Source organism: Cognatiyoonia sp. IB215446 (assembly GCF_033963825.1).
Classification (GTDB): domain Bacteria; phylum Pseudomonadota; class Alphaproteobacteria; order Rhodobacterales; family Rhodobacteraceae; genus Yoonia.
This window is the reverse complement of the sequence record NZ_JAXBMD010000002.1, coordinates 339204-362391: the sequence shown is the minus strand read 5'-3', so window position 1 is coordinate 362391 and position 23188 is coordinate 339204. Positions and strand designations below refer to the sequence as shown.

Annotated in this window: 26 protein-coding genes; 13 read left to right on the top strand and 13 right to left on the bottom strand. The window is 58.0% G+C overall.

Annotated elements, in window-relative coordinates:
- Positions 1 to 119: 119 nt before the first annotated feature.
- The 3 genes from SLH49_RS09290 to lepA form a co-directional block, all read right to left on the bottom strand.
- The gene (locus tag SLH49_RS09290; RefSeq protein ID WP_320268885.1) at positions 120 to 623 is read right to left on the bottom strand and encodes a hypothetical protein; all 504 of its coding nucleotides are present in this window, start codon (positions 621 to 623) and stop codon (positions 120 to 122) included.
- A complete protein-coding gene (locus SLH49_RS09285; RefSeq protein WP_320268884.1) occupies positions 614 to 1249 on the bottom strand; it encodes a hypothetical protein in 636 nt (211 codons plus the stop codon). The genes SLH49_RS09290 and SLH49_RS09285 overlap by 10 nt, the downstream gene beginning before the upstream one ends.
- Before the next feature lie 297 nt (positions 1250 to 1546).
- The gene (gene lepA / locus SLH49_RS09280; protein WP_320268883.1) at positions 1547 to 3346 is read right to left on the bottom strand and encodes a translation elongation factor 4; all 1800 of its coding nucleotides are present in this window, start codon (positions 3344 to 3346) and stop codon (positions 1547 to 1549) included.
- Between the two features lie 121 nt (positions 3347 to 3467).
- Between lepA and SLH49_RS09275 the strand changes: the two genes are divergently transcribed.
- Positions 3468 to 4565 (top strand): hypothetical protein, encoded by a 1098-nt coding sequence (locus SLH49_RS09275; RefSeq protein WP_320268882.1) that lies wholly within the window; start codon positions 3468 to 3470, stop codon positions 4563 to 4565.
- 203 nt (positions 4566 to 4768) lie between these two features.
- Positions 4769 to 5092: an arginine transporter gene (locus SLH49_RS09270; protein ID WP_320268881.1), complete on the top strand. Its 324-nt coding sequence runs from the start codon at positions 4769 to 4771 to the stop codon at positions 5090 to 5092.
- Here the strand turns inward: SLH49_RS09270 and SLH49_RS09265 are convergent.
- From SLH49_RS09265 to SLH49_RS09255, 3 genes are read right to left on the bottom strand one after another with little or no spacing between them, the layout of a single operon-like run.
- Complete coding sequence (locus SLH49_RS09265; protein ID WP_320269780.1) at positions 5049 to 5417, bottom strand: low molecular weight protein-tyrosine-phosphatase; 369 nt, start codon at positions 5415 to 5417, stop codon at positions 5049 to 5051. The genes SLH49_RS09270 and SLH49_RS09265 overlap by 44 nt on opposite strands.
- A 59-nt stretch (positions 5418 to 5476) precedes the next feature.
- On the bottom strand, positions 5477 to 5908 hold the full coding sequence (locus SLH49_RS09260) for a hypothetical protein (RefSeq protein ID WP_320268880.1): 432 nt from the start codon (positions 5906 to 5908) through the stop codon (positions 5477 to 5479).
- 52 nt (positions 5909 to 5960) lie between these two features.
- The gene (locus SLH49_RS09255; protein WP_320268879.1) at positions 5961 to 6647 is read right to left on the bottom strand and encodes a site-2 protease family protein; all 687 of its coding nucleotides are present in this window, start codon (positions 6645 to 6647) and stop codon (positions 5961 to 5963) included.
- Between the two features lie 76 nt (positions 6648 to 6723).
- Here SLH49_RS09255 and SLH49_RS09250 point away from each other — a divergent pair, with 76 nt between their 5' ends.
- From SLH49_RS09250 to SLH49_RS09225, 6 genes are all read left to right on the top strand, one after another.
- Positions 6724 to 7398, top strand: a complete 675-nt coding sequence (locus SLH49_RS09250; protein ID WP_320268878.1) for an NAD-dependent deacylase — start codon at positions 6724 to 6726, stop codon at positions 7396 to 7398.
- 43 nt (positions 7399 to 7441) lie between these two features.
- Positions 7442 to 8434: a methylmalonyl Co-A mutase-associated GTPase MeaB gene (meaB, locus tag SLH49_RS09245; RefSeq protein WP_320269779.1), complete on the top strand. Its 993-nt coding sequence runs from the start codon at positions 7442 to 7444 to the stop codon at positions 8432 to 8434.
- 200 nt (positions 8435 to 8634) lie between these two features.
- Positions 8635 to 8919 carry a 50S ribosomal protein L28 gene (rpmB, locus tag SLH49_RS09240; RefSeq protein ID WP_320237637.1) on the top strand — a complete coding sequence of 95 codons (285 nt, stop codon included), beginning with the start codon at positions 8635 to 8637 and terminating at the stop codon, positions 8917 to 8919.
- Between the two features lie 170 nt (positions 8920 to 9089).
- Complete coding sequence (locus tag SLH49_RS09235; RefSeq protein ID WP_320268877.1) at positions 9090 to 9485, top strand: hypothetical protein; 396 nt, start codon at positions 9090 to 9092, stop codon at positions 9483 to 9485.
- 37 nt (positions 9486 to 9522) lie between these two features.
- The gene (gene hrpB / locus SLH49_RS09230; RefSeq protein ID WP_320268876.1) at positions 9523 to 11928 is read left to right on the top strand and encodes an ATP-dependent helicase HrpB; all 2406 of its coding nucleotides are present in this window, start codon (positions 9523 to 9525) and stop codon (positions 11926 to 11928) included.
- A gap of 71 nt (positions 11929 to 11999) precedes the next feature.
- Positions 12000 to 12455 carry an NUDIX hydrolase gene (locus SLH49_RS09225; protein WP_320268875.1) on the top strand — a complete coding sequence of 152 codons (456 nt, stop codon included), beginning with the start codon at positions 12000 to 12002 and terminating at the stop codon, positions 12453 to 12455.
- 7 nt (positions 12456 to 12462) lie between these two features.
- On the opposite strand, the gene argF is transcribed toward SLH49_RS09225, so the two are convergent.
- The 5 genes from argF to SLH49_RS09200 all read right to left on the bottom strand — a co-directional run bounded on the left by argF (position 12463) and on the right by SLH49_RS09200 (position 16614).
- Entirely contained in the window at positions 12463 to 13368 is a 906-nt protein-coding gene (gene argF / locus SLH49_RS09220; protein WP_320268874.1) for an ornithine carbamoyltransferase, read from the bottom strand.
- A gap of 35 nt (positions 13369 to 13403) precedes the next feature.
- A complete protein-coding gene (locus SLH49_RS09215; protein WP_320237631.1) occupies positions 13404 to 13886 on the bottom strand; it encodes a GNAT family N-acetyltransferase in 483 nt (160 codons plus the stop codon).
- Positions 13879 to 15057 (bottom strand): aspartate aminotransferase family protein, encoded by a 1179-nt coding sequence (locus SLH49_RS09210; protein ID WP_320268873.1) that lies wholly within the window; start codon positions 15055 to 15057, stop codon positions 13879 to 13881. The genes SLH49_RS09215 and SLH49_RS09210 overlap by 8 nt, the downstream gene beginning before the upstream one ends.
- A 189-nt stretch (positions 15058 to 15246) precedes the next feature.
- On the bottom strand, positions 15247 to 15771 hold the full coding sequence (locus SLH49_RS09205; protein ID WP_320268872.1) for a hypothetical protein: 525 nt from the start codon (positions 15769 to 15771) through the stop codon (positions 15247 to 15249).
- Positions 15772 to 15774: 3 nt separating this feature from the next.
- Positions 15775 to 16614 carry a DUF6584 family protein gene (locus SLH49_RS09200; RefSeq protein ID WP_320268871.1) on the bottom strand — a complete coding sequence of 280 codons (840 nt, stop codon included), beginning with the start codon at positions 16612 to 16614 and terminating at the stop codon, positions 15775 to 15777.
- Between the two features lie 133 nt (positions 16615 to 16747).
- On the opposite strand from SLH49_RS09200, the gene SLH49_RS09195 reads away from it, so the two are divergent.
- The gene (locus SLH49_RS09195; protein ID WP_320268870.1) at positions 16748 to 17626 is read left to right on the top strand and encodes a DMT family transporter; all 879 of its coding nucleotides are present in this window, start codon (positions 16748 to 16750) and stop codon (positions 17624 to 17626) included.
- Positions 17627 to 17695: 69 nt separating this feature from the next.
- Positions 17696 to 18109, top strand: coding sequence for a hypothetical protein (locus tag SLH49_RS09190; protein WP_320268869.1), 414 nt, complete (start codon positions 17696 to 17698; stop codon positions 18107 to 18109).
- Here SLH49_RS09190 and SLH49_RS09185 read toward each other — a convergent pair.
- Entirely contained in the window at positions 18106 to 18903 is a 798-nt protein-coding gene (locus tag SLH49_RS09185) for an ABC transporter permease (protein ID WP_320268868.1), read from the bottom strand. The genes SLH49_RS09190 and SLH49_RS09185 overlap by 4 nt on opposite strands.
- 200 nt (positions 18904 to 19103) lie before the next feature.
- Between SLH49_RS09185 and SLH49_RS09180 the strand changes: the two genes are divergently transcribed.
- Entirely contained in the window at positions 19104 to 19697 is a 594-nt protein-coding gene (locus SLH49_RS09180) for a GcrA family cell cycle regulator (RefSeq protein ID WP_320268867.1), read from the top strand.
- A 189-nt stretch (positions 19698 to 19886) separates the two neighbouring features.
- The gene (locus SLH49_RS09175; RefSeq protein ID WP_320268866.1) at positions 19887 to 20660 is read left to right on the top strand and encodes an SDR family oxidoreductase; all 774 of its coding nucleotides are present in this window, start codon (positions 19887 to 19889) and stop codon (positions 20658 to 20660) included.
- A gap of 57 nt (positions 20661 to 20717) precedes the next feature.
- Here SLH49_RS09175 and SLH49_RS09170 read toward each other — a convergent pair whose 3' ends face one another.
- Positions 20718 to 21380 carry a VPLPA-CTERM sorting domain-containing protein gene (locus SLH49_RS09170; protein WP_320268865.1) on the bottom strand — a complete coding sequence of 221 codons (663 nt, stop codon included), beginning with the start codon at positions 21378 to 21380 and terminating at the stop codon, positions 20718 to 20720.
- A gap of 248 nt (positions 21381 to 21628) precedes the next feature.
- Between SLH49_RS09170 and rimO the strand changes: the two genes are divergently transcribed.
- Positions 21629 to 23023 carry a 30S ribosomal protein S12 methylthiotransferase RimO gene (gene rimO, locus SLH49_RS09165; protein ID WP_320268864.1) on the top strand — a complete coding sequence of 465 codons (1395 nt, stop codon included), beginning with the start codon at positions 21629 to 21631 and terminating at the stop codon, positions 23021 to 23023.
- The last annotated feature ends 165 nt before the right edge of the window (positions 23024 to 23188 follow it).

Here is a 23188-nt window from a genome sequence, read left to right as displayed (position 1 = left end):
GGAGGTTGGTCGTGCCTTTGGCACAAGAAAGGATCCGCGGGATCGTTTCAGACCAGAACGGGCGAAGCCATCGGCGAATGGCAGACTGCTGGTAAATACAAAGCTAACGTGGGTTTAAATCAAATCAAATTTGTCAAACTATTTGTTAAGAAGTTCGCTAATATCGCAGCCAAAATCCCTGCAACCCAACCAGTCCAGATAGGAATGGGAGGCCTTGCTCCAATTTCAACTTTACTCAAGAAAAGTCGTCCTAATTGCGCACGATCCAGCTTAGCTCCATGTCTTGCAGTGCCGACAAGATAGGTTCCAAATAAGATTCCAACAAACATCGAACTAGTAGTGAACAATTTCAAGAAATGATCAATATATCTATTGATAGGCCCTTGACCCTTTGCATACTCGCCATATTCACTTAAAATCATTACTTTAGAAAGCGTGGCAAGTTCCGCGGCTCGCTCCCAGCCTAACTCTTCCACCTTATCTGAGAAATCAGTCAACGAAACAGTTCGAGTAGAAGGATCAAAAATATACACATCACTTTTTGTTGCTTCTTCGACAAGAATGGTTGGAACAATGAAGATTAATATAGTAAACATAAAAAGGAATAAGACTTTTATCTGCATTTCATAAACGTTTCTTTTCCCTCCAAGATTTCGACTTCTTCTAAACAGATCAGCTGCCCAAAAAAAGGGTTTTTTCTCATTTGTGGCTCAGGCGAGGTTCTCGACGAAAGCCCTCTAATCTCTTTTTCCAAAAGGGACATGATTGCTGGTGGCCATGTTATTTCCGTGGAACGAACACGTATTTCAAATTTTCCAGGGTTGCCTCTTGACGCAATTACTTGAACAACCTGCCGTTCGTAAGTCTTTTCTTCTGAACTACGCCGAAAACCTATCAAGTATGTTTTGGTAACGCTAAAATTTATTGGCGTCGGACGACTTCCATAATCGACGTCTGCAAACTCTTCAATTGATCCTATACTTAAGTCACTAGTATCTTCAAAGCTAATTTGTGCGGATACTTCTTCATTCAAAACATCATTTTGTGTTCCAACATGTTGATCTAGCTTTTCAAACAAAATTCTTAGGTCACTAGGAGTTGCGTCAAAACCAAGATGGATTGTCTTTTGCTCTTCGCGGGGTGTTTGTAACAACTTCCCTAGAAACTCGCTGAACCCCTCTCGGTTAAAGCTCAATGCTATCTCATCATCATTATGCATACTTGACTTGAGTTGAATTGGGTTTTTCATTTTATCACACCTTACAGACGCTTACTTGACACAATCAATTTTTGATTTGGGCACATGATCTTAGTTGTCCCTTATCAAAAAACTTTGTTCACAGGAAACGTGAGATTTTTGGGAGTATGGTCGCCACTTATACTTACGGTTGTCAAGCTTATCCAACGGCTTTAGACTATGCCAGTCGATTGCGCGCGAACTCTCCGAAGATGGTGAGCTAAGTTGTCGATCAGCACTTAACGTGCAACCGGATGGGCACGCATTTGGCTTCGCCAAACGCTTCCGCCTACTGTCACTCAAAATGGATTAGGAATCCATTTTGAGTGCTGAAATAAACGCCTCCTGCGGGATATCCACCTTCCCGAACTGCCGCATCTTCTTTTTCCCGGCCTTCTGCTTGTCCAGCAGCTTACGTTTCCGCGTGGCGTCCCCACCGTAGCATTTGGCCGTCACGTCCTTGCGCAGCGCTGACAGCGTCTCGCGCGCGATCACCTTGCCGCCGATGGCCGCCTGGATCGGGATTTTGAACATGTGGCGCGGGATCAGGTCCTTGAGCTTTTCGACCATCGCCCGCCCCCGCATCTCCGCCCGGTCGCGGTGGACCATCATTGACAGAGCGTCAACGGGGTCCTCATTCACCAGCACGGACATTTTCACCAGATTATCCTGCTGGTAACCGGTCATCTGGTAGTCAAAACTTGCATAGCCCTTGGTCACCGATTTCAGACGGTCGTAGAAATCGAACACCACCTCATTGAGCGGCAGGTCATAGACGACCATGGCGCGAGAGCCCGCATAGGTCAGGTCCTGCTGCACGCCGCGCCGGTCCTGGCAGAGTTTCAGCACGTCGCCCAGATACTCATCGGGCACTAGGATCGTCGCCTTGATCCGCGGCTCCTCCAGATGGTCCACATGGGTCAGGTCGGGCATGTCGGCGGGGTTATGCAGCTCGATCATCTCGCCGTCGCGCATATAGACGTGGTAGACGACCGAGGGCGCGGTGGTGATCAGGTCGATATTGTATTCCCGTTCGATCCGGTCGCGGATGACTTCGAGGTGGAGAAGGCCAAGGAACCCGCAGCGAAAGCCGAAGCCAAGGGCGGCGGATGTTTCCATTTCGTGGCTGAAAGAGGCGTCATTCAGCGCCAGCTTTTCGATGGCATCGCGCAGGTCTTCGAATTCGGAGCTGTCCACGGGGAAGAGCCCACAGAACACCACTGGCTGCGACGGTTTGAAGCCGGGCAGCGGTTCCTCCGTCCCCTTCTTTTCGGACGTGATCGTATCGCCCACCCGCGTGTCGCGCACCTGCTTTATCGAAGCGGTGATGAACCCGATCTCCCCCGGTCCCAGCGCGTCGACATCCTGCATCTTGGGCCGGAACACCCCGATCTTATCGATCTGGTGCACGGTGCCGTTCGACATGAACTTGACCCGGTCGTTCTTCTTCATCTGCCCGTCGATGATGCGGACAAGGACGATGACGCCGAGGTAGCTGTCATACCAGCTATCGACCAGCATCGCCTTCAGTGGCGCGTCGCGGTTGCCTTCCGGCGCGGGTAGTTTCTGGACGATGGCTTCGAGCGTTTCGTGGATGCCCACCCCGGTCTTGGCGCTGACCTGAATAGCGTCGGTCGCGTCGATGCCGATCACATCCTCGATCTGTTCAGCCACCCGGTCGCATTCAGACGCGGGCAGGTCGATCTTGTTGAGCACGGGGACGATTTCATGATCCGCGTCAATGGCTTGATAGACATTGGCCAGCGTCTGCGCCTCGACCCCTTGGGTGCTGTCGACGACCAGCAATGACCCCTCAACCGCGCGCATGGACCGCGACACCTCATAGGCGAAATCCACATGGCCCGGCGTGTCGATCAGGTTGAGCACATACTGCTGCCCATCATCCGCCTTGTAGTCGATGCGGACGGTATTGGCCTTGATCGTAATCCCCCGCTCCCGCTCAATATCCATCGCATCGAGCAGCTGCTCCTTCATCTCGCGGTCCGACACGGTGTTGGTGGACTGAATGAGGCGGTCAGCGAGCGTCGATTTCCCATGGTCGATATGGGCGACGATGGAGAAATTGCGGATATGCGAAAGGTCTGTCATGCGGGGTCACTGGCCTATGCGAGAATGGTGCTTGTCAATGGCGCGATGTAGGGGCTTTTGCAAGAGGATTGGTGGTGTAGGGTGGCGGAACTAAGGCGTTAAGACGCGGGTGAATTGCACGGTGGCGCACTTTGAGTTCCTGACCGAGGAAGACCGAAAGCAGTGGCTGATGCGGCACGACCGATCTGCCCATACGTGTTTCGCAACGCGTTCTGCGTTGCGAACAGTACCGAGGCTTGCTGCCTCGCCTGCGAACATAAGCAGAAATGCTTTTCTGACGGTGGCGCGCGCAATAATCGTTGCAGCAGTTGCTGCAAAGAGGCCATCGCTTGATTTGAAGAGTTTTGCTAGGTCGGCGACCGGGGCGGTTTATAAGTTACTAAATGATGAACTGAACCATTTCCAATACTCCGTATATTCGTCCGAAAAAGCTGTAGGTTCTGTATTTGAGCTCGACACTGTTGACGGCGCCAACAGTGCGGCGTCCGCTTATGCGACGCCTAGCGCTGTCAGTAAATTCGACCGTTACGATGCCAAGAAAATCGAAGACGAAAAAGATCCGGCAGCGGTCTTTGACACATTTCTTTGGCCGAGACAGGAACCATCAGATACAGAAGAGGAAAATTTACGACGGCTAAAGCTATACTGGCAAAGCGAACCGGATGTATGGGGATTCTGGGAGGGCTGGTATGTTGGCTTTCTGAAGGGCGTGCCGGTTGACTGGGATGTCCAACAAGAAGTTGCTCAGTTGTCCGATGAGGATTGGAGCGAAGGTCCAGAACGGATCGCCGAGAGAATTGCCGAAATAGAGACCCGTGTTGGTCTGGAAAATCACATACAAGAACTCCAGAAAGCATTGATTGCCGAAAATGGGGATCGGCACGGAATCGGTGGCAACAACCCACCTGAAGCGATTGAGACATTTAGCGAAGTATCGCCTGAACTGCTTATTGTTTGGGAACCGCTGACAGAATTACAGCAGCAGGCTCAGTCAAAACAACCCAATATGAGTATTATCAAAGGAGCGATCAACAAGCTCACCACAATCGCGGTTGGTTGCGGTGCATGGACGTGGGAAAAGGCCAATGTGTTTCTTGATGCTTCATTGAAGACCAGTGGCGCGGCGGCGGGTACTGCTGCGATTGCATTTGCAACAGGGCACGGCGACAAGATCATCGCGGTGATCAAGGCGGCTTGGGAGTGGATGTCGTTCCTGTAGCCAAATTGTGGGTGCAAGCACCCACCCTGCATGAGCCCACCTTTTAACAAGCCCCCACCCTACCGCACGTTTTCCCCGCGGGGAAGGTTCCACACCACAATCCTAATTGCATCCCGCCCCAGCGCCCTACATACTCTGCCATGAGGGGCACAACCTGAACGGATCACCTGCGGGTAAGACAGGGGCCGGTAGAGGATGAGGCGATGCGGTTTTTGTTGATGGTGGGCGCGGTGGCGTCGATGGCGGCCTGTGGCGGGCGCTCTGGCCCGGTGACGGGCGATATATCGGAGGCATGCCTTGCCGCCGACAGGCGCGCGGCGTCGCCCGCGCTATGCTCTTGCGTGCAGCAAGTGGCGAACCAGACACTCTCAAGTCGTGAACAGGCGCGGGCTGCCACGTTCTTTGAGGAGCCACAGCTGGCCCAGGATACCCGCCAATCCGATCGTCCCGCCGACGAACGGTTCTGGGATCGCTACCGCAGCTTCAGCGATCTTGCGACGGAGATATGTCAACCAGTAAACGCCTAGCCGCAGCCTCGATCAGATCCAGCGCACCCTCAAAATCGCGCGTGTAATAGGGGTCAGGCACGTCCGTGTCCGCCATCAGGCGCACGGGCGTCGCATTCCCCGCCGGGCGCAAGCGTTCGATATCCGCCTTGTTCTGTGCGTCCATCGCGATGATCAGATCAAAACGGTCGAAATCAGCGCCCATGAATTGTCGCGCCCGCAAGTCGCTCAGGTCAATTCCACGGGCACGTGCAGCTTCTTGCATTGGGCCATAAGGCGGATCACCCACATGCCATCCTCCGGTGCCCGCGCTGTCCAGCTGCAGATCAGGCGCAAGCGCGCGCATAACACCCTCAGCGGCGGGCGACCGGCAGATATTGCCGAGACAGACAAAAACAATCCGCGTCACCGCAAGACCCCAGCCTTTGTCATCGCGCGCGCATAAAGCCAAAGGCCGATCAGGATGACAGGAATGGCGATGGTAAACGCTATCGCCGTTGGTCCGGCAGCGGCCACCATACTGCCCCCATCTGCGATCCCATAATTGTAGATCGATGACCCGATCAGCCCCGCAAGTGACAACGCAAATGCCGACCCCGCCATACGCGACCGCAACAGCAGCAAGAGTGATCCAATTATAGAAAACCAGACGCCCACGGCCCAGGTGATGTCAAACCAGAACGGCGCGTCCGTCAGCATCGCCAGCCGCTCTGGCGGTTGGGCGGCCAGATAGTCCGCGGCGCCCGTCCGCGTCATCACATAATCCATCGCCCCGCCTGCATTCCATAAAAGCGACAGGACCCCCACGATCCACAAATGCAATGGTGTTTTGGTCATGCACCCCTCCCTCTTTCAGGGGGAGCCTAACAAAGTCCGGCCCGCCGCGTCACTAAGCTAGTTGCCCACGCAGCATCCGGTAGTGGGCGGGGATCGAGGGGATGAAGAACAGGATCCAGCCGAATGTCAGATAGGCATAGATTGCTGCCGGGATCCACGCGATGGACAGGAGAAGACCGACGCCACCTGCCAGCCGCTGTGCACTCATCTGCGGCAAAAACCGCAACAGCAACAGGTGAAACAGCTTGCCACCATCCAGCGGCTGCACCGGGATCATGTTAAAGATCACAAGCGCCATGTTCAGCCAGATCACCGTCCACAGGATGTAGCTGACCTCGATCATGAAATCCGAGGGCGGCCCGGCATCAAAATCCTGCCACATCCACCATTGGACAAGCGAGGCGACAGCCCAGATCGCGAGGTTCACAATCGGCCCCATCGCCACGATCAACTCTTCCTCGTAAGGCGTGGCCGAGCGGGTGCGTTCGCAAAACCCGCCGCCGCCATGCAGCATGATGCGCCGCACCGGGATGCCTTGCACCTTGCACCCCCATGCATGGCCCAACTCATGCAGAAAGATCGACGCCAGCAGTACCGTCGCAAAAATCAGGCTATCGACCACCTCCCCGCCTGACAAAAATACAAGAAGGCCCAGCAGAAAGATGATCGACTGGCCCACATCGACCCGCACACCCATCGGCCCATAAAAACTGAAAACAACATTATCGTCTTGCAACATCAAAACGTCCCACCATCGCTTAACGTCTGTTAATGATGCCGGGCATGAGTGTGGAACATGGCGGAAGTGAGGCGAAATGCGCATTGCGATCTTAACCGGAGCGGGTATTTCCGCCGAAAGCGGGCTCGGTACGTTTCGCGATAAAGACGGGCTCTGGAACAGATATGATCTGGAGGATGTGGCGACGCCCCAAGGCTTTGCCCACAACCCTGCACTTGTGCATGAATTCTACAACCAGCGGCGGGCCGATTGCATCGCCGCGCGGCCCAATGCTGCTCATGAGGCCATCGCGCGGCTGCAAAACAGTGCCCATGAGGTGACCCTGATCACCCAGAATGTCGATGATCTGCACGAAAGGGCGGGGGCGAGCCAAGTCATCCATATGCATGGCCAACTCAGACGCGCGCTTTGTGCGGCCTGCGACCACCGCTGGGATGCGCCGACGGCGATGAATCCAGCGGATGCCTGTCCGTCCTGTGGTGCACAGGCGACCCGCCCGGACGTCGTCTGGTTTGGCGAATTCCCCTACCAGATGGATGCTATTGAGGCGGCGGTCATGGCGGCCGATCTCTTCGTCGCCATTGGCACCAGTGCCGAGGTCTATCCCGCCGCAGGCCTTGTCGAACTGGCCAAAGCGGACACGCTTGAGATCAACCTCGCCCCTTCCGCCCGCGCAAACGCTTTCACCGCCCGCCGCTTCGGCCCTGCAACCGAAATGGTGCCGGTGTGGGTGGATGAGATCATGGGGTAGTGGGGCTGGACCTTTGCTCGTCCGCGCCCGTATGAACGTGGCGATGGATGCGCAAACGGATATCGCGGCCTTGGCCGAGAAACTGCGCCGGGGTGACAGACGGGCCCTGGCACGGGCGATTACGCTGGTGGAAAGCGCGCGCGAAGATCATCGGGAACAGGCCCTCGCACTTCTGGACACGTTAGGCTCCGACCGGCAGGCCTTGCGGATCGGCCTTTCCGGCACTCCCGGTGTGGGCAAATCGACCTTTATCGAAAGCTTCGGGCTGATGCTGACCGGAATGGGCAAGCGCGTAGCGGTGCTTGCTGTTGATCCCTCCTCGGCCCGGTCCGGTGGGTCAATCCTCGGCGACAAAACCCGGATGGAGCAATTGGCGCGTGATCCCAACGCCTTCATCCGCCCCTCCCCCAGCCAAACCCAATTGGGCGGCGTCGCCCGCCGCTCGCGCGAGGCGGTCAGCTTATGCGAAGCAGGGGGATTTGACATCGTGCTGATCGAAACCGTGGGTGTCGGTCAATCCGAGACAGTTGTAGCGCAGATGGCGGACCTCTTTGTCCTGCTCCTGGCACCTGCAGGCGGCGATGAATTGCAGGGCGTCAAGCGCGGCATCATGGAAATGGCCGATCTGATCCTCGTGAACAAGGCGGATGGCGCGCTGAAGGCCCAAGCCACCCGGACCTGCGCCGATTACGCCGGGGCCTTACGGCTGCTACGCAAACGCCCACAGGACCCGGAAGGGTTCCCCAAAGCGCTGACAGTCTCTGCATTGGAGACGGACGGGCTGGATGAGGCCTGGGACGCGATGCAGGAGCTCAGCGCTTGGCGCAAAGAGGTCGGCATCTGGGCCGAGACCCGCGCGGGGCAGGCACGCTATTGGTTCGGCGAGGAAGTGCATCAGGGTTTGCTCGACATGCTGCGCAACGACCCTCAAACCGCGACCCGGATGAAAACGGCTGAGGCCGACGTGATCGCGGGCCATATCGGCCCCTCTGCCGCAGCGCAGACCGTGCTTGCCGGGTTGAAGGCGCGAGAATAGGTCTGCAGACCTATCCAAGCGGCGAAACAGTGACGCAGCGCATTGTCCTGCAATCGCCCCTCAAACCGGGTTGACGGGCATCAGGAATCCGCCTATCTGGCGCTGATCTTATGCACAGCCCTGCTTTTGCGGGGTACACCCCCGTATGACAAGGCGTCCCGCGTATGCGGTGATGTCCTTAAAAGACAAGGAAAACGCTCATGTCGCGCCGTTGCGAACTGACTGGAAAAGGCCCGATGTCTGGCAACAATGTCAGCCACGCCAACAACAAGACCAAGCGCCGCTTTCTGCCCAACCTGCAGGATGTAACCCTGCAATCTGACGTGCTGGGTCGTGCGTTTAAACTGCGAATCTCCAACGCTGCTCTGCGTACAGTTGATCACCGTGGTGGTCTGGACGCGTTTATGGCCAAAGCGAAAGACAGCGAGCTGTCAGCAGAGGCGCTCAAGATCAAGAAAGAGATCGCAAAAGCGTCAGCAGCCTAAGATCAAGGCGCATTTCGAGGTTATTGAAACCCGAAAGCTGCGGCTTTCGGGTTTTTTGTGCGACAACGCACAGTGTGACCTGCGACACTTGGATTAAGAGCTTCACATTCTTATGTCTTTTTAAGAAAATGTTGCCATTCTACGTTATGCGCCGCGAAAGGGGGCGCCCGATGAAAAACAATATCATATCTGCTCTGATCGCTGCCGCGTTGAGTCTCACCATTCTGCTACCAACCTCTGCCCGTGCAGAGGACCATCTGCAGTCGCAGTTTTCTCATACCATTGATTACATCACAGAACATGGCGTTTCGGTCGTCCGGTCCAGCGATGGCGGCAATCTTGTCGTGATCGAGACCGACTTTAACACCCGCAATCGGTCTGAACTGCGCTTGCTTCTGGGCCGTGACGGGATGTTCATGCCCGAGGCTGATCTGGGCCCGCTCGCCCGGGTCACAGGCTTGCAGGTTTTCAAGGCGCCGCCTGGCCTCGATATCCAGCAGTACACCGAGGTGCATATCTGGAACCCGCAGCACAATGTGATCGTGGGTGTGGCGCCTCTGAAATAAGCTGCACCTGACTGGTTCCTGTGGCAAAGCGTATCTCATGACTGCTTTGCCCATTGATCCGGTTCTGCCTGATATCATCACCGCTTTGCGCGAAGCGGGCCGGGCCGTCCTGCAGGCCCCGCCCGGTGCGGGTAAGACGACACGCGTGCCGATCGCCTTGCTCGAAGCCGGGCTGACAGACGGGAAGATCATCATGCTGGAACCCCGCCGCCTTGCCGCCCGCGCGGCGGCAGAGCGGCTGGCCGAAGGATTGGGCGAACGTCCCGGCCAAACAATCGGCTATCGCATGCGTGGAGACAGCAAGCCGGGAACCCGGATCGAGGTTGTGACCGAGGGTATCCTGACCCGCATGATCCAATCAGACCCTGATCTGAGCGGCATCGGCGCAGTGATCTTTGACGAATTTCACGAACGATCATTGAATGCAGACCTCGGCCTCGCCCTGACATGGGAAATCCGCAATATCCTGCGCCCAGACCTGCAGATCATTGTGATGTCCGCGACTCTCGATGCGGGGCCGGTGGCCGAGATGCTGGACAATGCGCCGGTTATCACCTCCGAAGGGCGATCCTTCCCGGTCTCCACGCATTTTCTGGAACGGGCGACACCGAAAGGCGTGCGGCTGGAGGCCGCGACCGCCGATCTGATCGTCAAAGCCGTGGCCGAGACGTCAGGCGGCGTGCTTGTCTTTCTGCCCGGTGAGGGCGAAATCCGACGCACGGCGCAAGCGCTGGATGGCCGCCTGCCTAGTGGCTGCGTGATCCGCCCGCTTTATGGCGCTTTGCCGTTCAAAGACCAGCGTGCCGCCATCGCGCCGGAGAAGACGGGCCGCAAAGTGGTCCTGTCGACTGCCATCGCCGAAACGTCGCTGACCATCGAAGACATCCGTGTGGTCGTCGACGCAGGCCGCGCGCGGCGGGCGCGGTTTGACCCCGGCTCCGGCATGTCGCGGCTGGTGACGGAGCGGGTCAGCCGCGCCGAGGCAACGCAACGTGCGGGCCGTGCCGGGCGGGTGGCACCCGGCGATGCTTACAAACTATGGACCAAGGGCGAGGATGGGGCGCTGCCCGCCTTCGCCCCGGCCGAGATCGAAGCCGCCGATCTGGCCGGCTTCGCTTTGGAACTTGCGATCTGGGGCAGCGATGATCTGGCGCTTCTGACGCCACCGCCTGCGGGCGCCCTCGCCGAGGCGCGCGCGCTTCTGACAGGTTTGGGTGCACTGGATACAGACGGGCGGATCACGCCGCATGGGCGCGCTCTCGCCGCAATGCCGCTGCATCCGCGTCTTGCCCATATGCTGCAGCGGGCAGGCGCACAGGCAGCACCGCTAGCGGCATTACTCTCCGCCCGCGACCCGCTGCGCGGCGCGCCGACTGACCTCACCTTACGCATCAAGGCACTCAAGGGCCGCTATGACGGGCCGGGTGAGGTCAATCACGCCGCCCTTGCGCAGATCAAGGCAGAGGTCCCGCGTCTTGCAAAGAACCTCGCCGACGCTCCCACCCTACCCCTCGCCGCCCAGGCGGCACTCGCCTACCCCGACCGCGTCGGTCTGCGCCGCAAGGGGGAAGATCCCCGCTACATCCTGTCAGGCGGCAAGGGCGCGGTGCTGGACGCCAGCGACCCGCTCGCAGGCGAGCGTCTGATCGTTGCGACCGATCTGGACGGCGACCGGCGCGAGGCGCGAGTCAGGCAGGCCGTCGCGATCACCGAAGGGGAATTGCGCGATCTCTTTGCCAACCAGATTGCCTGGCATGATGTCTGCGCGTGGTCACGGCGCGAGGGGCGCGTGCGGACCCGCAGACAGGAACGCTTTGGCTCGCTCGTGCTGGATGACCGAGTATGGTCGGATGCCCCGGACGACGCCGTTGCACAAGCAATGCTTGAAGGCGTGCGCCAATTGGGCCTGCGCCTGTCCCCAACAGCCAAGCGTTTTCAGGCACGGGTGGCGCTGATCGACGGGATGCCCGCGATGGATGACGCGCATCTGCTGGACACTCTGGAAGACTGGCTGCTCCCGCATCTGCGTGGTGTCCGCAGCAGCGAAGACTGGAAACGGTTCGATCCCTTGCCCGCGCTGCGCGCTATGCTGGATTGGGACCAGATGCAACGCCTTGACCGGCAGGCACCTGCGCATTTCGAAACGCCTTTGGGGCGTCACATCCCCATCGATTACACCGGCGAAGCGCCGGAAATCACCCTGCGCCTGCAAGAGATGTTCGGCGTCACGCGGCATCCGATGGTTGGCAAAACACCGCTGCGGCTCACACTTCTGTCGCCGGGGCAAAAGCCCGTGCAGGTCACGCAGGATATTGTGGGGTTTTGGGCCACCTCCTATGCCGATGTGCGCCGCGATATGCGCGGGCGCTATCCACGCCATCCCTGGCCCGAAGACCCGACCGAAGCCGACCCCACACTGCGCGCAAAGCCGCGCAACAGATAGACGCGATTTGCCAATGGGGACCCCTTATGTTAACAAAATCCCAATAAAAAAACACTATCAGCAGCCAGATCATGAATATGTTGCAGCGCACCACCGGGGCCAGAAAGGTCGACCCGACGGCAAAGGCATCGCCTTTGCTGCAGGTTGCTGCGCTCTGTACCCGGCAGGGGCACAAGGGCACACAGGTCCTATTGGTGCAATCATCGCGGGGGCGCTGGATCCTGCCCAAGGGCTGGCCCATGGATGGCCGGACCGATGCTGAGGCCGCGAAGCTTGAAGCTTGGGAAGAGGCCGGTGTCGCCAAGGGCAGCGTGGGCAAAGCACCCATCGCGCGTTTCATGACCAAAAAACGCTTCGAAGACGGTACAACGGCCCCCTGCCTCGTGACTGTCTATCCAATTGCCGTCACAACCATGACCAAGACCTATCCAGAGGCAGAGCTGCGCCGCCGCCGCTGGGTCTCGGTCAAGAAGGCCATCAAACTGGTCAGCGAAGAAGGGTTGCGGGATATCCTGCGCGCGCTTTAGGCGGCCCTCACTTACCCAAGCAATAGCGCATGATTGCCTTTTGCGCATGCAGCCGGTTTTCCGCCTCGTCAAAGATCACCGAGTGCGGGCCGTCCATCACGCTGCTTGTCGCCTCATCATCGCGGTGGGCAGGCAGGCAGTGCATGAAAAGCGCATCATCCTTGGCCTTAGCCATCAGCGCGTCGTTCACCTGATAGCCACGCAACTGATTGTGCCGCCGCTCGCGCGCTGATTGCGGATCATGCATGCTGACCCACGTATCGGTCACGACAAGATCAGCCCCCTGCACGGCCTCATGCGGGTCACGCACGATCGTATAAAGGCCCTCCAGCGCCGGTTCGGGGTCCAGGGGCGGTGGACCCGTAAAGACGAGATCAAAATCAAACTGTTTGGCGGCATGGGCGAAACTGGCAAAGACGTTGTTGCCGTCGCCCGACCAGACCACCTTTTTGCCTTTGATCGGGCCGTTATGCTCTTCAAACGTCATCACGTCCGCCATGATCTGGCAGGGATGTGTGCGGTTAGTCAGGCCGTTGATCACAGGTACATCGGCATATTCCGCCATCTCCAACAGCGTTTGTTCTTCAAACGTACGGATCATGATCAGATCAACGTAGCGCGACAGGACGCGCGCGGTGTCGGCAATCGTCTCCCCATGGCCAAGCTGCATGTCGGTGCCTGAGAGAACCATCGTCTGCCCACCCATCTGGCGGACGCCCACATCAAAAGAAACGCGCGTGCGGGTTGACGGTTTCTCAAAGATCAGAGCAACCATATGGCCCGCCAGCGGCTGCTCGGCATCAGGAGTCCCTTTGGGCAGCCCAGCGCGCGCGGCTTTCATGTCACGGGCCTGATTGATGATCTGGTGAAGTGCTGCCGGGGCGGTCTGATGAATATCAAGAAAATGGTTCATGAGGGTCGCTTCTTTCAGGCCCTAAGGCCAAGAGATTAAAGATGAGTCATCACCTGGACGAGCTTGCCGTCGCGGGTCGAGGCCAATCGTCGCTTGTGAAATCCCGCCTGAGAGTAAATGCCAATTGCGCGAGTATCAGTTGTGTTGGGGCCAACGGCGACCATCGGGTAGCGCAAGCGCAAATCGCGCAGACGGGCATCGATATAGCCCGCCGAATGGCCCTGCCCCATGAAGTCGGTATCGCCCACAAATGTGGCAATTACACGCGTGCCAGGCGGCAGATCGGCATATTGCGGCATGCCGAAGCTGCGCGCGTCATGGTCGTGGATATACGCGAACGGATGGTTGATCAGACTGACCACCAACATGTTGATTTCGGGGTTTTCCATATCCTGCTGCATCAATGCGATCTGCTTGTCGACATTCGGCCACCAGACCCGCACCTGAGACGCCTGCAGCCAGCGCTGCATCAGCGGCAAATCATCCGGGGTCAATTTGCGAAAGCTGTAGTTACGCATGATCCCTTCGCAATTGAAGGGCGGCCGCGTCCAGTTTGTCGACCGCAGCGCCGATATCGTCGTCTTCGATATTGAGCGCTGGCAGGATACGCACAACGTTGTCCGCCGCCGGAACGGTCAGCACACCTTGTGCAAAGCCAGCGGCCACAACATCCGCATTCGGGGCCTTGCATTTCAGGCCCAGCATCAGGCCCGCGCCGCGCACATGTTCAAAAATGTCCGGATAGCTGGCGACCAGCCCTTCCAGCCGTTGACGCATCAGCGCGCCCTTGCGACTGACGTCGGCCAGAAAATCGTCTTCGCTGACAATCTCCATGACCTTTGCGCCTACAGCGCAGGCCAGCGGATTGCCACCATAGGTCGATCCATGCGTACCGGCTGTCATGCCAGAGGCCGCTTCTTCGGTCGCAAGCACGGCACCCAGTGGAAAACCACCGCCAATTCCCTTGGCCACCATCATGATATCAGGGATGATCCCGGCCCATTCATGGGCAAAAAGCTTGCCGGTGCGGCCCATCCCGCATTGCACCTCATCCAAGATCAACAGGATATTATGCTGATCGCAGAGGTCGCGCAGGCCCTTCAGGCACGCATCAGGTAACGGACGGATGCCGCCCTCGCCTTGGACAGGTTCAACGAGGATCGCGGCGATCTTGTTGCTAACGGCGGCATTCAGCGCGTCATGATCGCCAAATTCCAGATGCGTGAAGCCGGGAAGCAGGGGGCCAAAACCCTTTGTCATCTTCTCTGACCCAGCAGCGGCGATCCCGGCGCTCGAGCGGCCATGGAACGACCCGGTGAAGGTGATGATCTCGGTCCGATCCTCGCCTTTGTCGAACCAGTATTTGCGGGCCATCTTCACGGCCAATTCGCACGCCTCGGTGCCTGAATTGGTGAAAAACACCGTATCGGCAAAGGTCTTGTCTACCAGCGCATCGGCCAATTGCTGTTGTGCAGGGATATTGTAAAGGTTTGAGACATGCCAGAGCGCCGAGGCCTGGGTATTCAGCGCCTGCACCAATGCCGGATGCGCATGGCCCAGCGCATTCACCGCGATCCCCGCGCCCAGATCAAGAAAACGTCGCCCATCAGCCTCGGTCAACCAGGAGCCTGCCCCGGACGTGAATGTCAGGGGAGCGCGCGAATAGGTCGGCAGAATAGATGCGATCACGGCGATAATCCTTGCGATTAAGCCCGATTGGTGCAGAACCATACGGGAGGTGTCAATGATTTAAGGGGTTTACGACAGACGTGACAAAGAGCGGCGCAATTTAGCGTCGGCGTCGGATCATTATTGTCACAGCAAGCGTCATGCTGGCGTGATAGCGGGCCTGATGCGATATGGAAAGCGGTTTTTGCCTTAGTGCCGGGTCGTCCTTGTCGGAAGCGCCACGATTTCATCGATATGATTGGCATGAAAAACGATGTTCTTGCCGATCAGGGCCTGCAGCCCTTCCACCTCAACGTCGTGAATACGCCCTGTAAAGCAGTCATTCGCGCGATTTTCAGTCACTTCGATCAACAAATCCTCGGTCATTTGTCCATCATCGATCAGAAGATGTACGACCTGACCAACCGCAATGGCGCGTTTCGCGCCCAAAGGCGGCAATGGTTGGGAAGGTGGGTCTGATATGGCGGCGGCAGCCAGATCAATCAGTTCGAAACCATCATCGGCCATCGTCGGAAAGCCCGCCTGATCTTCCGGCAGCGGAACATATTGCTTTCGATAGCTTTCCATTTTCTTGCGCATTGTGGCTGACACCGCCTTGGATTTCGCTTCCGCGGCCGCTTTTTCCTGCAACTCCTTGCGGCGGTAATACCAAAGCACGCCAACCACGAGCGCGACGATGTAGATGATCACAAGCAGTGTCACTGTATCCGGCATTGGCTAGAGCCCCCTATCAATCGCGAAAAGGACAGCAACGACCCCAGCGAAAATCGCAACTTCGACGATGAGGTCTTTATGCTCGCGCCAGAATGCCACCCGGGGCGCAGGCATCACGTGATGCAAATAGGCACCGACAGCCCGATAGACCCAAGATCTTTGATCTGCTTCCCGATGAACCTGGGCATAAAGCTGCAACAGAACCCGCTGGCTCGTCTTACTCAGCCCCGCACCGCTGACGCCCTTGATGGACCTGCGCAGGATCTGAAACGGATCGTCGCCGTTGGCGCGATAGAAAGCACGGATCGCCCCCCGTTCTTCTTCGGTTGGCGCTGGATGCAGGATGAGAAAACGCCCGGCTTCAGCGTGACGACCGCCTTCCATCAAGTAAATCCCCAAGCGACGGCGCAACCCCATATTGTCCGGGTAACAGGATATCAGACCGTGCAGACGATCCATCGCACGTTCAACCTTGCCCGCCTCAAGATCGCGTGTGATCCGGGTGTTGATACGCGCGATATGGCGCCGCTCGGCCACAAAGCGAAACATGTCCTGGCGGAGCGTCAGCGCATAAAGCGCGGCCCCGTAGATCACCAACAAAATCAGCGCTTTGAAACCGGCCCATAGGAGCATCAGCGCACCGATGAACCCCAGGATGCTTGTATTGAATGCCTGCAAAACCCACAATCCGGCGAAGGCCCATGCTGCACCGGTCACACCATGCGTCAGAAGCGGTGCGACTAGGTCACGCTGTCGCGGCACCTTTGTCGGTCGCGAAAGATCGATGCGCGGCGGGTGTGACGCGATTTCGGACATCATCTGAACCAGTATTGCGGCCCGCAAGCCTGCGCGCCTGACTTTGGGTTAACGCGCCATTTAGGCCATTCGATGGCAGGTCGATGTCGTAGGTCTGATGGCGGCATGAAATGACAGATATCGCCTTGCCAAGCCCGCGAAAGCCGCGCAGACGGGCTCCATGACACTGCGCCCCGCAAATCCGAGACTTGCGATCCTTTTGATGCTCAGCGCCACTGCGTTCATCGCGGCCACGACGCTCTTTGCGAAGGCGCTTGGCACCGATGCGCTCGGTGAACCACTCCACCCCCTACAGATCAGCCATGGCCGTTTTCTGTTTGCTTTCATCGCGATCAGCATGGCCACCGCCGCATTGCGCCCGCAACTAGGACGGCCCGATTGGCGCCTGCATATCGGGCGCACACTTTTCGGCTGGGGCGGCGTGACCTGTATGTTTGCCGCAGTGGCGTACATCCCGCTATCCGATGCCACGGCGATCAGCTTTCTGAATCCAGTCTTTGGCATGCTGCTCGCCATCCCGCTCTTGGGAGAAAAGGTCGGGCGCTGGCGCTGGTTGGCGGCTACGCTCGCACTTGTCGGCGCGATGGTGCTTTTGCGGCCCGGCACAGGAACGTTTCAATTGGCCGGGCTTATCGCCCTGGCCGCTGCGGCCCTCATGGGGATGGAACTGATCTTCATCAAGAAACTTGCGAACAAAGAGCCCGCATTTCAGATATTGTTGACGAACAACGCACTTGGCCTTGGCGTCGCAACTCTGGCCGTCATCCCTTTTTGGACAGGTCCGACAAGCGCGCAATGGACGGCGCTTGCCGGGCTCGGTTTCATGATGGCCGCCGCACAGGCCTGCTTTGTGAACGCCATGGCCCGCGCGGATGCGAGCTTTGTGACGCCTTTCAGTTATATGACATTGGTGTTTGCGACACTTTACGATGCAGCAATCTTCGACGTCATTCCCGATTGGATCAGCATCATCGGAGCCGCGATCATCCTTGCCGGTGCCAGTTTGCTTGCATGGCGCGAAAGGCGGCTGACAACCTGATCGCCTTGTCGCATTTGCCATGGTAGATGTGACAAATTGCAGCCATTTTCCTGATTTAGACGCGCCCGCATGAACGAGGATTACGAGTATCGCAGGGCGCCCAACCGAGGTGTCATCTGGTTATCCGTTGCCGCTGTGATCCTGTTGATCGTTGCAACGACCCTGACCGGCTCGGAAGAGCTGTCATGGCTGGTTTGGGCCCTCGGGTCCTTGACACTTTGCTGGATGCTCATGCCAAAACCGGTTGCAGGAATCCGCATCGATAACGAATACCTCGTGCTTTCTGCCTGGCGCCAACCGCGCGCGATCAAGCTTGACGACATCGCCTATCTGCGGGTGACCGAAGCAAGTGCCGAGACCTACCTGGCTATCGTGTACAAGGACGGCACGGAAGAGGGCGTCTTTGCTGGCGACCTGCCCGATCTCGAAACCCTTGCCGAGGTTTTGGCCGCTCGCGGGATCGCCGTACGGGATCGGTATTAGGGCTTCAGCCGATATCCGATCTTCATCCAGCGCCAGCAAATGCCGACAACCACAAGGCAGGCCAAACTGACAACCGCCAGCCCGGTCCATGGACTGCTGTCGCTGACACCGATCATCCCGAACCGGACACCGTCAATGATGTAGAAGAATGGGTTGGCGTGGCTGAGCGTCTGCAGAAAAGGTGGCAGAGCTTCAATCGAATAGAATGTGCCCGACAAAAAGGCCAAGGGTGTGACGAGAAAGTTCGAAATCGCGGAAAGCTGGTCGAACTTGTTGGCGAAAATCCCGGCAATCAACCCCAGACCGCCCATCAGCACTGATCCAAGCAAGACAAACACCGCGACCCATAGGGGTTGTTGCAAGCCAACACCCAGAAACAGTGCGGCGCCGAGGGCAATGACAATCGCCACCAGAACTCCGCGCGCCACAGCCCCGCCGATATAGCCTGTGACCAACTCGCCCGCAGAAAACGGCGGCATCAGTGTATCCACGATGTTGCCCTGCACCTTGGCCGAGGCAAGGCTGGACGAGGTGTTGGCAAACGCGTTCTGAATCACTGTCATCGTCAGGATGCCGGGGGTGAGGAAGGTCATGAACGGCACCCCCATCACCTCGCCCCGCTGTGGGCCAATCGCGATGGTAAAGATCATCAGAAAGAGACCCGCATTGATCAGCGGCGCCATGATTGTCTGCGACCAGACATTCATGAACCGACGCACCTCGCGCTGGACCAGCGTCCATGTACCCAGCCAATTGATGGCGCCAAATCGGCGGACCCCCATTGCGGTTTTCATCGCAACATCCATTCTCTTTTTTGTGCAGCAGCGCTGACATATCCGATCTGACGGATTTGGCCAGTGGCGCGTTACGCCACAGCCTCGAAAGATCGCCTGGTTTGCCCTTCACATCGGCTGCGGCACCACCTAATATGTAACGTTGACACTGTATTAGCGCGGATGACGCAATCCGCCTTACGAAAATCAAAGGAACACGAATGTCCTGGACTGACGAGCGGGTTGAGACGCTGAAGAAGATGTGGGGCGAAGGCCAGTCGGCCAGCCAGATCGCCAAAGAGCTGGGCGGCGTGACCCGCAATGCGGTCATTGGCAAAGTGCACCGTTTGGGCCTGTCGAACCGGGCCGGATCGGGCGGTGCTGCCAGCAAAGCGCCCGCCAAGGAAAAGCCAGCGGCGGCGCCAAAACCCGCACCCAAGCCCACGGCTGCCAAGGCAAAACCCGCGCCCGCCGCACCTGCTGCCAAGGAAGAGCCTGAACTGGACGAAAACGGGATCCCGATTTCCGCAGCGCGGCGCGCCATCATCCCGGCGGGCCAGCCACTGCCACCCCAACCATCGGCCAATGAAATCAGCCCCGAGGCGCTGGCAAAGGTGAGCGAGGTCGAAAAGACGGCACGCAAGATCAGCCTGATGGAATTGACGGAAAAGACCTGCAAATGGCCCATTGGCGATCCCGCGACCGAGGATTTCTGGTTCTGTGGCCTCCCAGTGCAGGCGGGCAAGCCCTATTGCGAAGCGCATGTGGGCGTGGCGTTTCAGCCAATGTCCTCGCGCCGCGACCGGCGGCGGTAAACCCGGCCTTCAAACCGTTTTCGAGGGGCTGCATTATCATGCGGCCCCTATTTTATTGGATCTTATCCGCGCAACGTCATGGAAAACACCAGCCCGCGTGACGCGACGGCTGGCCTACATGGCCATTGAAAAACGCGCCTTTGCTGTCCAAATCCGTGCTAATATGTCGGCATAAGTAAAGGAAAGCCCATGCCCAATACCGCTCTTGTCACCGGCGCCTCTTCGGGAATTGGCCGGGAATTCGCTCGTTATCATGCCGAAAAGGGCGGCGATCTGATCATCACCGCGCGCCGCGCAGCCGAGCTTGAGGCGCTCAAATCTGAGATCGAGGCGGATCACGATGTGAAAGTGCAGACAATTGCCCTGGATCTTGGCAGTCCGGAGGGGGCGCAGGAACTCTATGATCAGACTAAGGGGCAGGAGATCAGCATCCTGATCAACAATGCCGGGTTTGGTGGCCATGGCGCTTTCACGGATCGTGAACTGGCCAGCGACCTTGCAATGATTGATCTCAATGTCAAAGCACTGGTCACGCTGACCCATCTTGTCGCACGCGATATGGCCAAGCGCGGCTCCGGTAAGATCCTGAATGTCAGCTCAACAGCCAGCTACATGCCGGGTCCGCTGCAAGCCACTTATTTCGCCACCAAAGCCTTTGTCAGCAGCTTCTCACAGGCACTTGCAGGCGAACTGAAGGAGAAGGGCATTACCGTCACCGCGCTTGAGCCGGGCTATGTCGAAACGGAGTTCGCGGCGCGGGCCGACCTGGACGGAACCGATCTTACGAAATCCGGCGCCACACCGCGCAGCGTGGCGAAATATGGCTATGATGCAATGCGGCGCGGTGAGCTCAGGGCGATCAATGATGGCCGCCTGCGTTTCATGCTCAATTGGATTGTCCCATGGCTGCCGCGTTGGACCGTGCTGAAGATGGTGCGCCGCATGCAGGAAAAAGCGGCCTGAGAAAAAGAAAAAGGCCGCGCAATTATCGCGGCCTTCGTTCAGCTGTGATTTTCAGGCTCAGACGGTCTTGCGCCCACGGCCTGCGAAACCCAGCGCCCCGATCCCGGCCAGCAGCAGCAACAGCGATGCGGGCAAAGGAATGGGCGCGATCTCATAGCTCAGGTTATCGATGGCACCAGAATCGCGACCGAAACTGAAGGTCAGTTGTGTAACATTCGTCCAGTTCAGAAGACCTGAACTAGTGAAGTAGTTGTCAAAGGCGCTGCCACGCGGCGTGCCAACGGTCGCACTATTGTCATTGTTGTCGGTGACAACAACGTCACCATCGTCCAGGAAGTCAAAGCCAAGGAACGTAATCGCTTGCGAGAACGTGAACGTGATCCAGCCACCACGTCCGTCGTCATCAGCAGCCGTATTGGGGCTTTCCTGAATGATCAGCGCGTTGCCCGGACTGATGTCATAGACTTCGCCATCGGTGGTGAACGGCGCCTCAAGGTCTGGGTCACGTGTCCCGCTGAGCGATGTGTCAAAGATCCACGCCTGGTCAGGCGATGAGCTTGAATTGCCGTTGGCGGTCACTGCCGCCGTGACGCCGCCTTCCAGGTTCACTGAAGTGACAATGTCGCCATGGCTGTAGTCTTCAAAGGTTAGAGTGGCGGCCGTTGATCCGCCAGCCGCCAATACTCCGGCGGCAACAGTAGCTAAAAATATACTTCTCATAAGCACCCCAATCACGCTTAACGATGGTTAACGAAATGTGAACGCAGCATACCTTTGTGCGCCGACCGATCAACCAGTGTTGCAAATTTCATGAAACTTGTGATCGAAAAAGCATCATTGCAGGAAACAAACGCCCGCAAACACGTCTATTCATCTACAATCCGGGGATAGTGATGCCATCTGATGCCGCGAAAGCAGGCAGTTCTATGACCATTCCAAAGCCAGGCGCCTCGCGCTATAGCCTGCAAATGACACAGAATCCCCCAAATCGGCGCCCCGATCTTGCCCCGAAACCTCAGATTTCAGATGCGCCGCGCAAAGGCCAGCCCACCATCGGGATGGTCTCCCTTGGCTGCCCCAAGGCGCTGGTCGATAGTGAACGCATCCTGACCCGCCTGCGGGCCGAGGGCTACGCCATCTCCCCCGATTACGCAGGGGCCGAGGCTGTGATCGTCAATACCTGCGGGTTTCTGGATAGTGCCAAGGCCGAAAGCCTCGATGCGATTGGCGAGGCGCTGCAGGAAAACGGCAAAGTCATCGTGACCGGCTGTCTGGGGGCCGAACCTGACTATATCCGCGACCACCACCCGCAAATCCTCGCCGTCACGGGGCCGCATCAATATGAACAGGTGCTCGATGCGGTGCACGCCAATGTGCCCCCCGCACCTGACCCGTTCGTCGACCTTCTGCCTGCCAGCGGCGTCAGCCTGACCCCGCGCCATTACAGCTATCTGAAGATTTCCGAAGGCTGTAATCACAAATGCAAGTTCTGCATCATCCCCGATATGCGCGGGCGGCTGGTCTCGCGCCCCGCTCACGCGGTGCTGCGCGAGGCGGAGAAACTGGTCGAGGCAGGTGTCAAGGAACTGCTGGTGATCAGCCAGGACACGAGCGCCTATGGCCTCGACCGGAAATATGACAGCCACCTGTGGAAAGACGGTGAGGTGCGCAGCCACATCACCGACCTGACCCGCGAGCTGGGGCAACTCGGGGCATGGGTGCGCCTCCACTACGTCTACCCCTACCCCCATGTGCGCGAGTTGATCCCGCTGATGGCCGATCCCTCAAATGGCGTCCTGCCCTATCTCGACATCCCGTTCCAGCACAGCCACCCCGACGTGTTGCGCCGCATGGCTCGCCCCGCCGCCGGGGCAAAAACGCTCGAAGAAATCGCCCGCTGGCGTGGCGATTGCCCCGACATCACCCTGCGGAGCACCTTCATCGTGGGCTATCCGGGCGAGACCGAGGCCGAGTTCCAACACCTCCTCGACTGGCTGGACGAGGCGCAACTCGACCGTGTCGGCTGCTTCCAATACGAAAACGTCGCTGGAGCCCGCTCCAACGCCCTGCCCGACCATGTGGCCGACGCGGTCAAACAGGAAAGGTGGGAGCGTTTCATGGCCAAGGCGCAAGCCATCTCCGAGGCCAAACTCGCCGCCAAGGTTGGCAAGGTGCTGGAAGTGATCGTCGACGACATCGACGAAGACGGCATCGCCACCTGCCGCACCTGGGCCGACGCACCAGAGATCGACGGGAATTTGTTTATTGATGAGAGAGCCCACACACTGGCCGTTGGTGATGTGGTGAAAGTCGAGATAGAGGAAGCGGGTGAATATGACTTGTGGGGTCAACAACGCCGGTGAAGAAAAATCAAGTGAAACGTGTTCGGCAGACGGGCTCATTGCTAACCACTTCTACTGACAGCACAGATGTCAAACCCAAGCCTTGAAACTACACGAACGGATCGCCGGTCTTGGATCGATCAGTCGCCGACTGAGGAAGAGCTCGTTTGGACGACAGAAATCCTT

Coding starts and splice junctions, on each gene's coding strand:
- SLH49_RS09290 (WP_320268885.1), bottom strand. CDS start 623: ATGCAGATAAAAGTCTTATTCCTTTTTATGTTTACTATATTAATCTTC.
- SLH49_RS09285 (WP_320268884.1), bottom strand. CDS start 1,249: ATGAAAAACCCAATTCAACTCAAGTCAAGTATGCATAATGATGATGAG.
- lepA (WP_320268883.1), bottom strand. CDS start 3,346: ATGACAGACCTTTCGCATATCCGCAATTTCTCCATCGTCGCCCATATC.
- SLH49_RS09270 (WP_320268881.1), top strand. CDS start 4,769: ATGCGGTTTTTGTTGATGGTGGGCGCGGTGGCGTCGATGGCGGCCTGT.
- SLH49_RS09265 (WP_320269780.1), bottom strand. CDS start 5,417: ATGCGCGCGCTTGCGCCTGATCTGCAGCTGGACAGCGCGGGCACCGGA.
- SLH49_RS09260 (WP_320268880.1), bottom strand. CDS start 5,908: ATGACCAAAACACCATTGCATTTGTGGATCGTGGGGGTCCTGTCGCTT.
- SLH49_RS09255 (WP_320268879.1), bottom strand. CDS start 6,647: ATGTTGCAAGACGATAATGTTGTTTTCAGTTTTTATGGGCCGATGGGT.
- SLH49_RS09250 (WP_320268878.1), top strand. CDS start 6,724: ATGCGCATTGCGATCTTAACCGGAGCGGGTATTTCCGCCGAAAGCGGG.
- meaB (WP_320269779.1), top strand. CDS start 7,442: ATGGATGCGCAAACGGATATCGCGGCCTTGGCCGAGAAACTGCGCCGG.
- rpmB (WP_320237637.1), top strand. CDS start 8,635: ATGTCGCGCCGTTGCGAACTGACTGGAAAAGGCCCGATGTCTGGCAAC.
- SLH49_RS09235 (WP_320268877.1), top strand. CDS start 9,090: ATGAAAAACAATATCATATCTGCTCTGATCGCTGCCGCGTTGAGTCTC.
- hrpB (WP_320268876.1), top strand. CDS start 9,523: ATGACTGCTTTGCCCATTGATCCGGTTCTGCCTGATATCATCACCGCT.
- SLH49_RS09225 (WP_320268875.1), top strand. CDS start 12,000: ATGAATATGTTGCAGCGCACCACCGGGGCCAGAAAGGTCGACCCGACG.
- argF (WP_320268874.1), bottom strand. CDS start 13,368: ATGAACCATTTTCTTGATATTCATCAGACCGCCCCGGCAGCACTTCAC.
- SLH49_RS09215 (WP_320237631.1), bottom strand. CDS start 13,886: ATGCGTAACTACAGCTTTCGCAAATTGACCCCGGATGATTTGCCGCTG.
- SLH49_RS09205 (WP_320268872.1), bottom strand. CDS start 15,771: ATGCCGGATACAGTGACACTGCTTGTGATCATCTACATCGTCGCGCTC.
- SLH49_RS09195 (WP_320268870.1), top strand. CDS start 16,748: ATGACACTGCGCCCCGCAAATCCGAGACTTGCGATCCTTTTGATGCTC.
- SLH49_RS09190 (WP_320268869.1), top strand. CDS start 17,696: ATGAACGAGGATTACGAGTATCGCAGGGCGCCCAACCGAGGTGTCATC.
- SLH49_RS09185 (WP_320268868.1), bottom strand. CDS start 18,903: ATGAAAACCGCAATGGGGGTCCGCCGATTTGGCGCCATCAATTGGCTG.
- SLH49_RS09180 (WP_320268867.1), top strand. CDS start 19,104: ATGTCCTGGACTGACGAGCGGGTTGAGACGCTGAAGAAGATGTGGGGC.
- SLH49_RS09175 (WP_320268866.1), top strand. CDS start 19,887: ATGCCCAATACCGCTCTTGTCACCGGCGCCTCTTCGGGAATTGGCCGG.
- SLH49_RS09170 (WP_320268865.1), bottom strand. CDS start 21,380: ATGAGAAGTATATTTTTAGCTACTGTTGCCGCCGGAGTATTGGCGGCT.
- rimO (WP_320268864.1), top strand. CDS start 21,629: ATGACACAGAATCCCCCAAATCGGCGCCCCGATCTTGCCCCGAAACCT.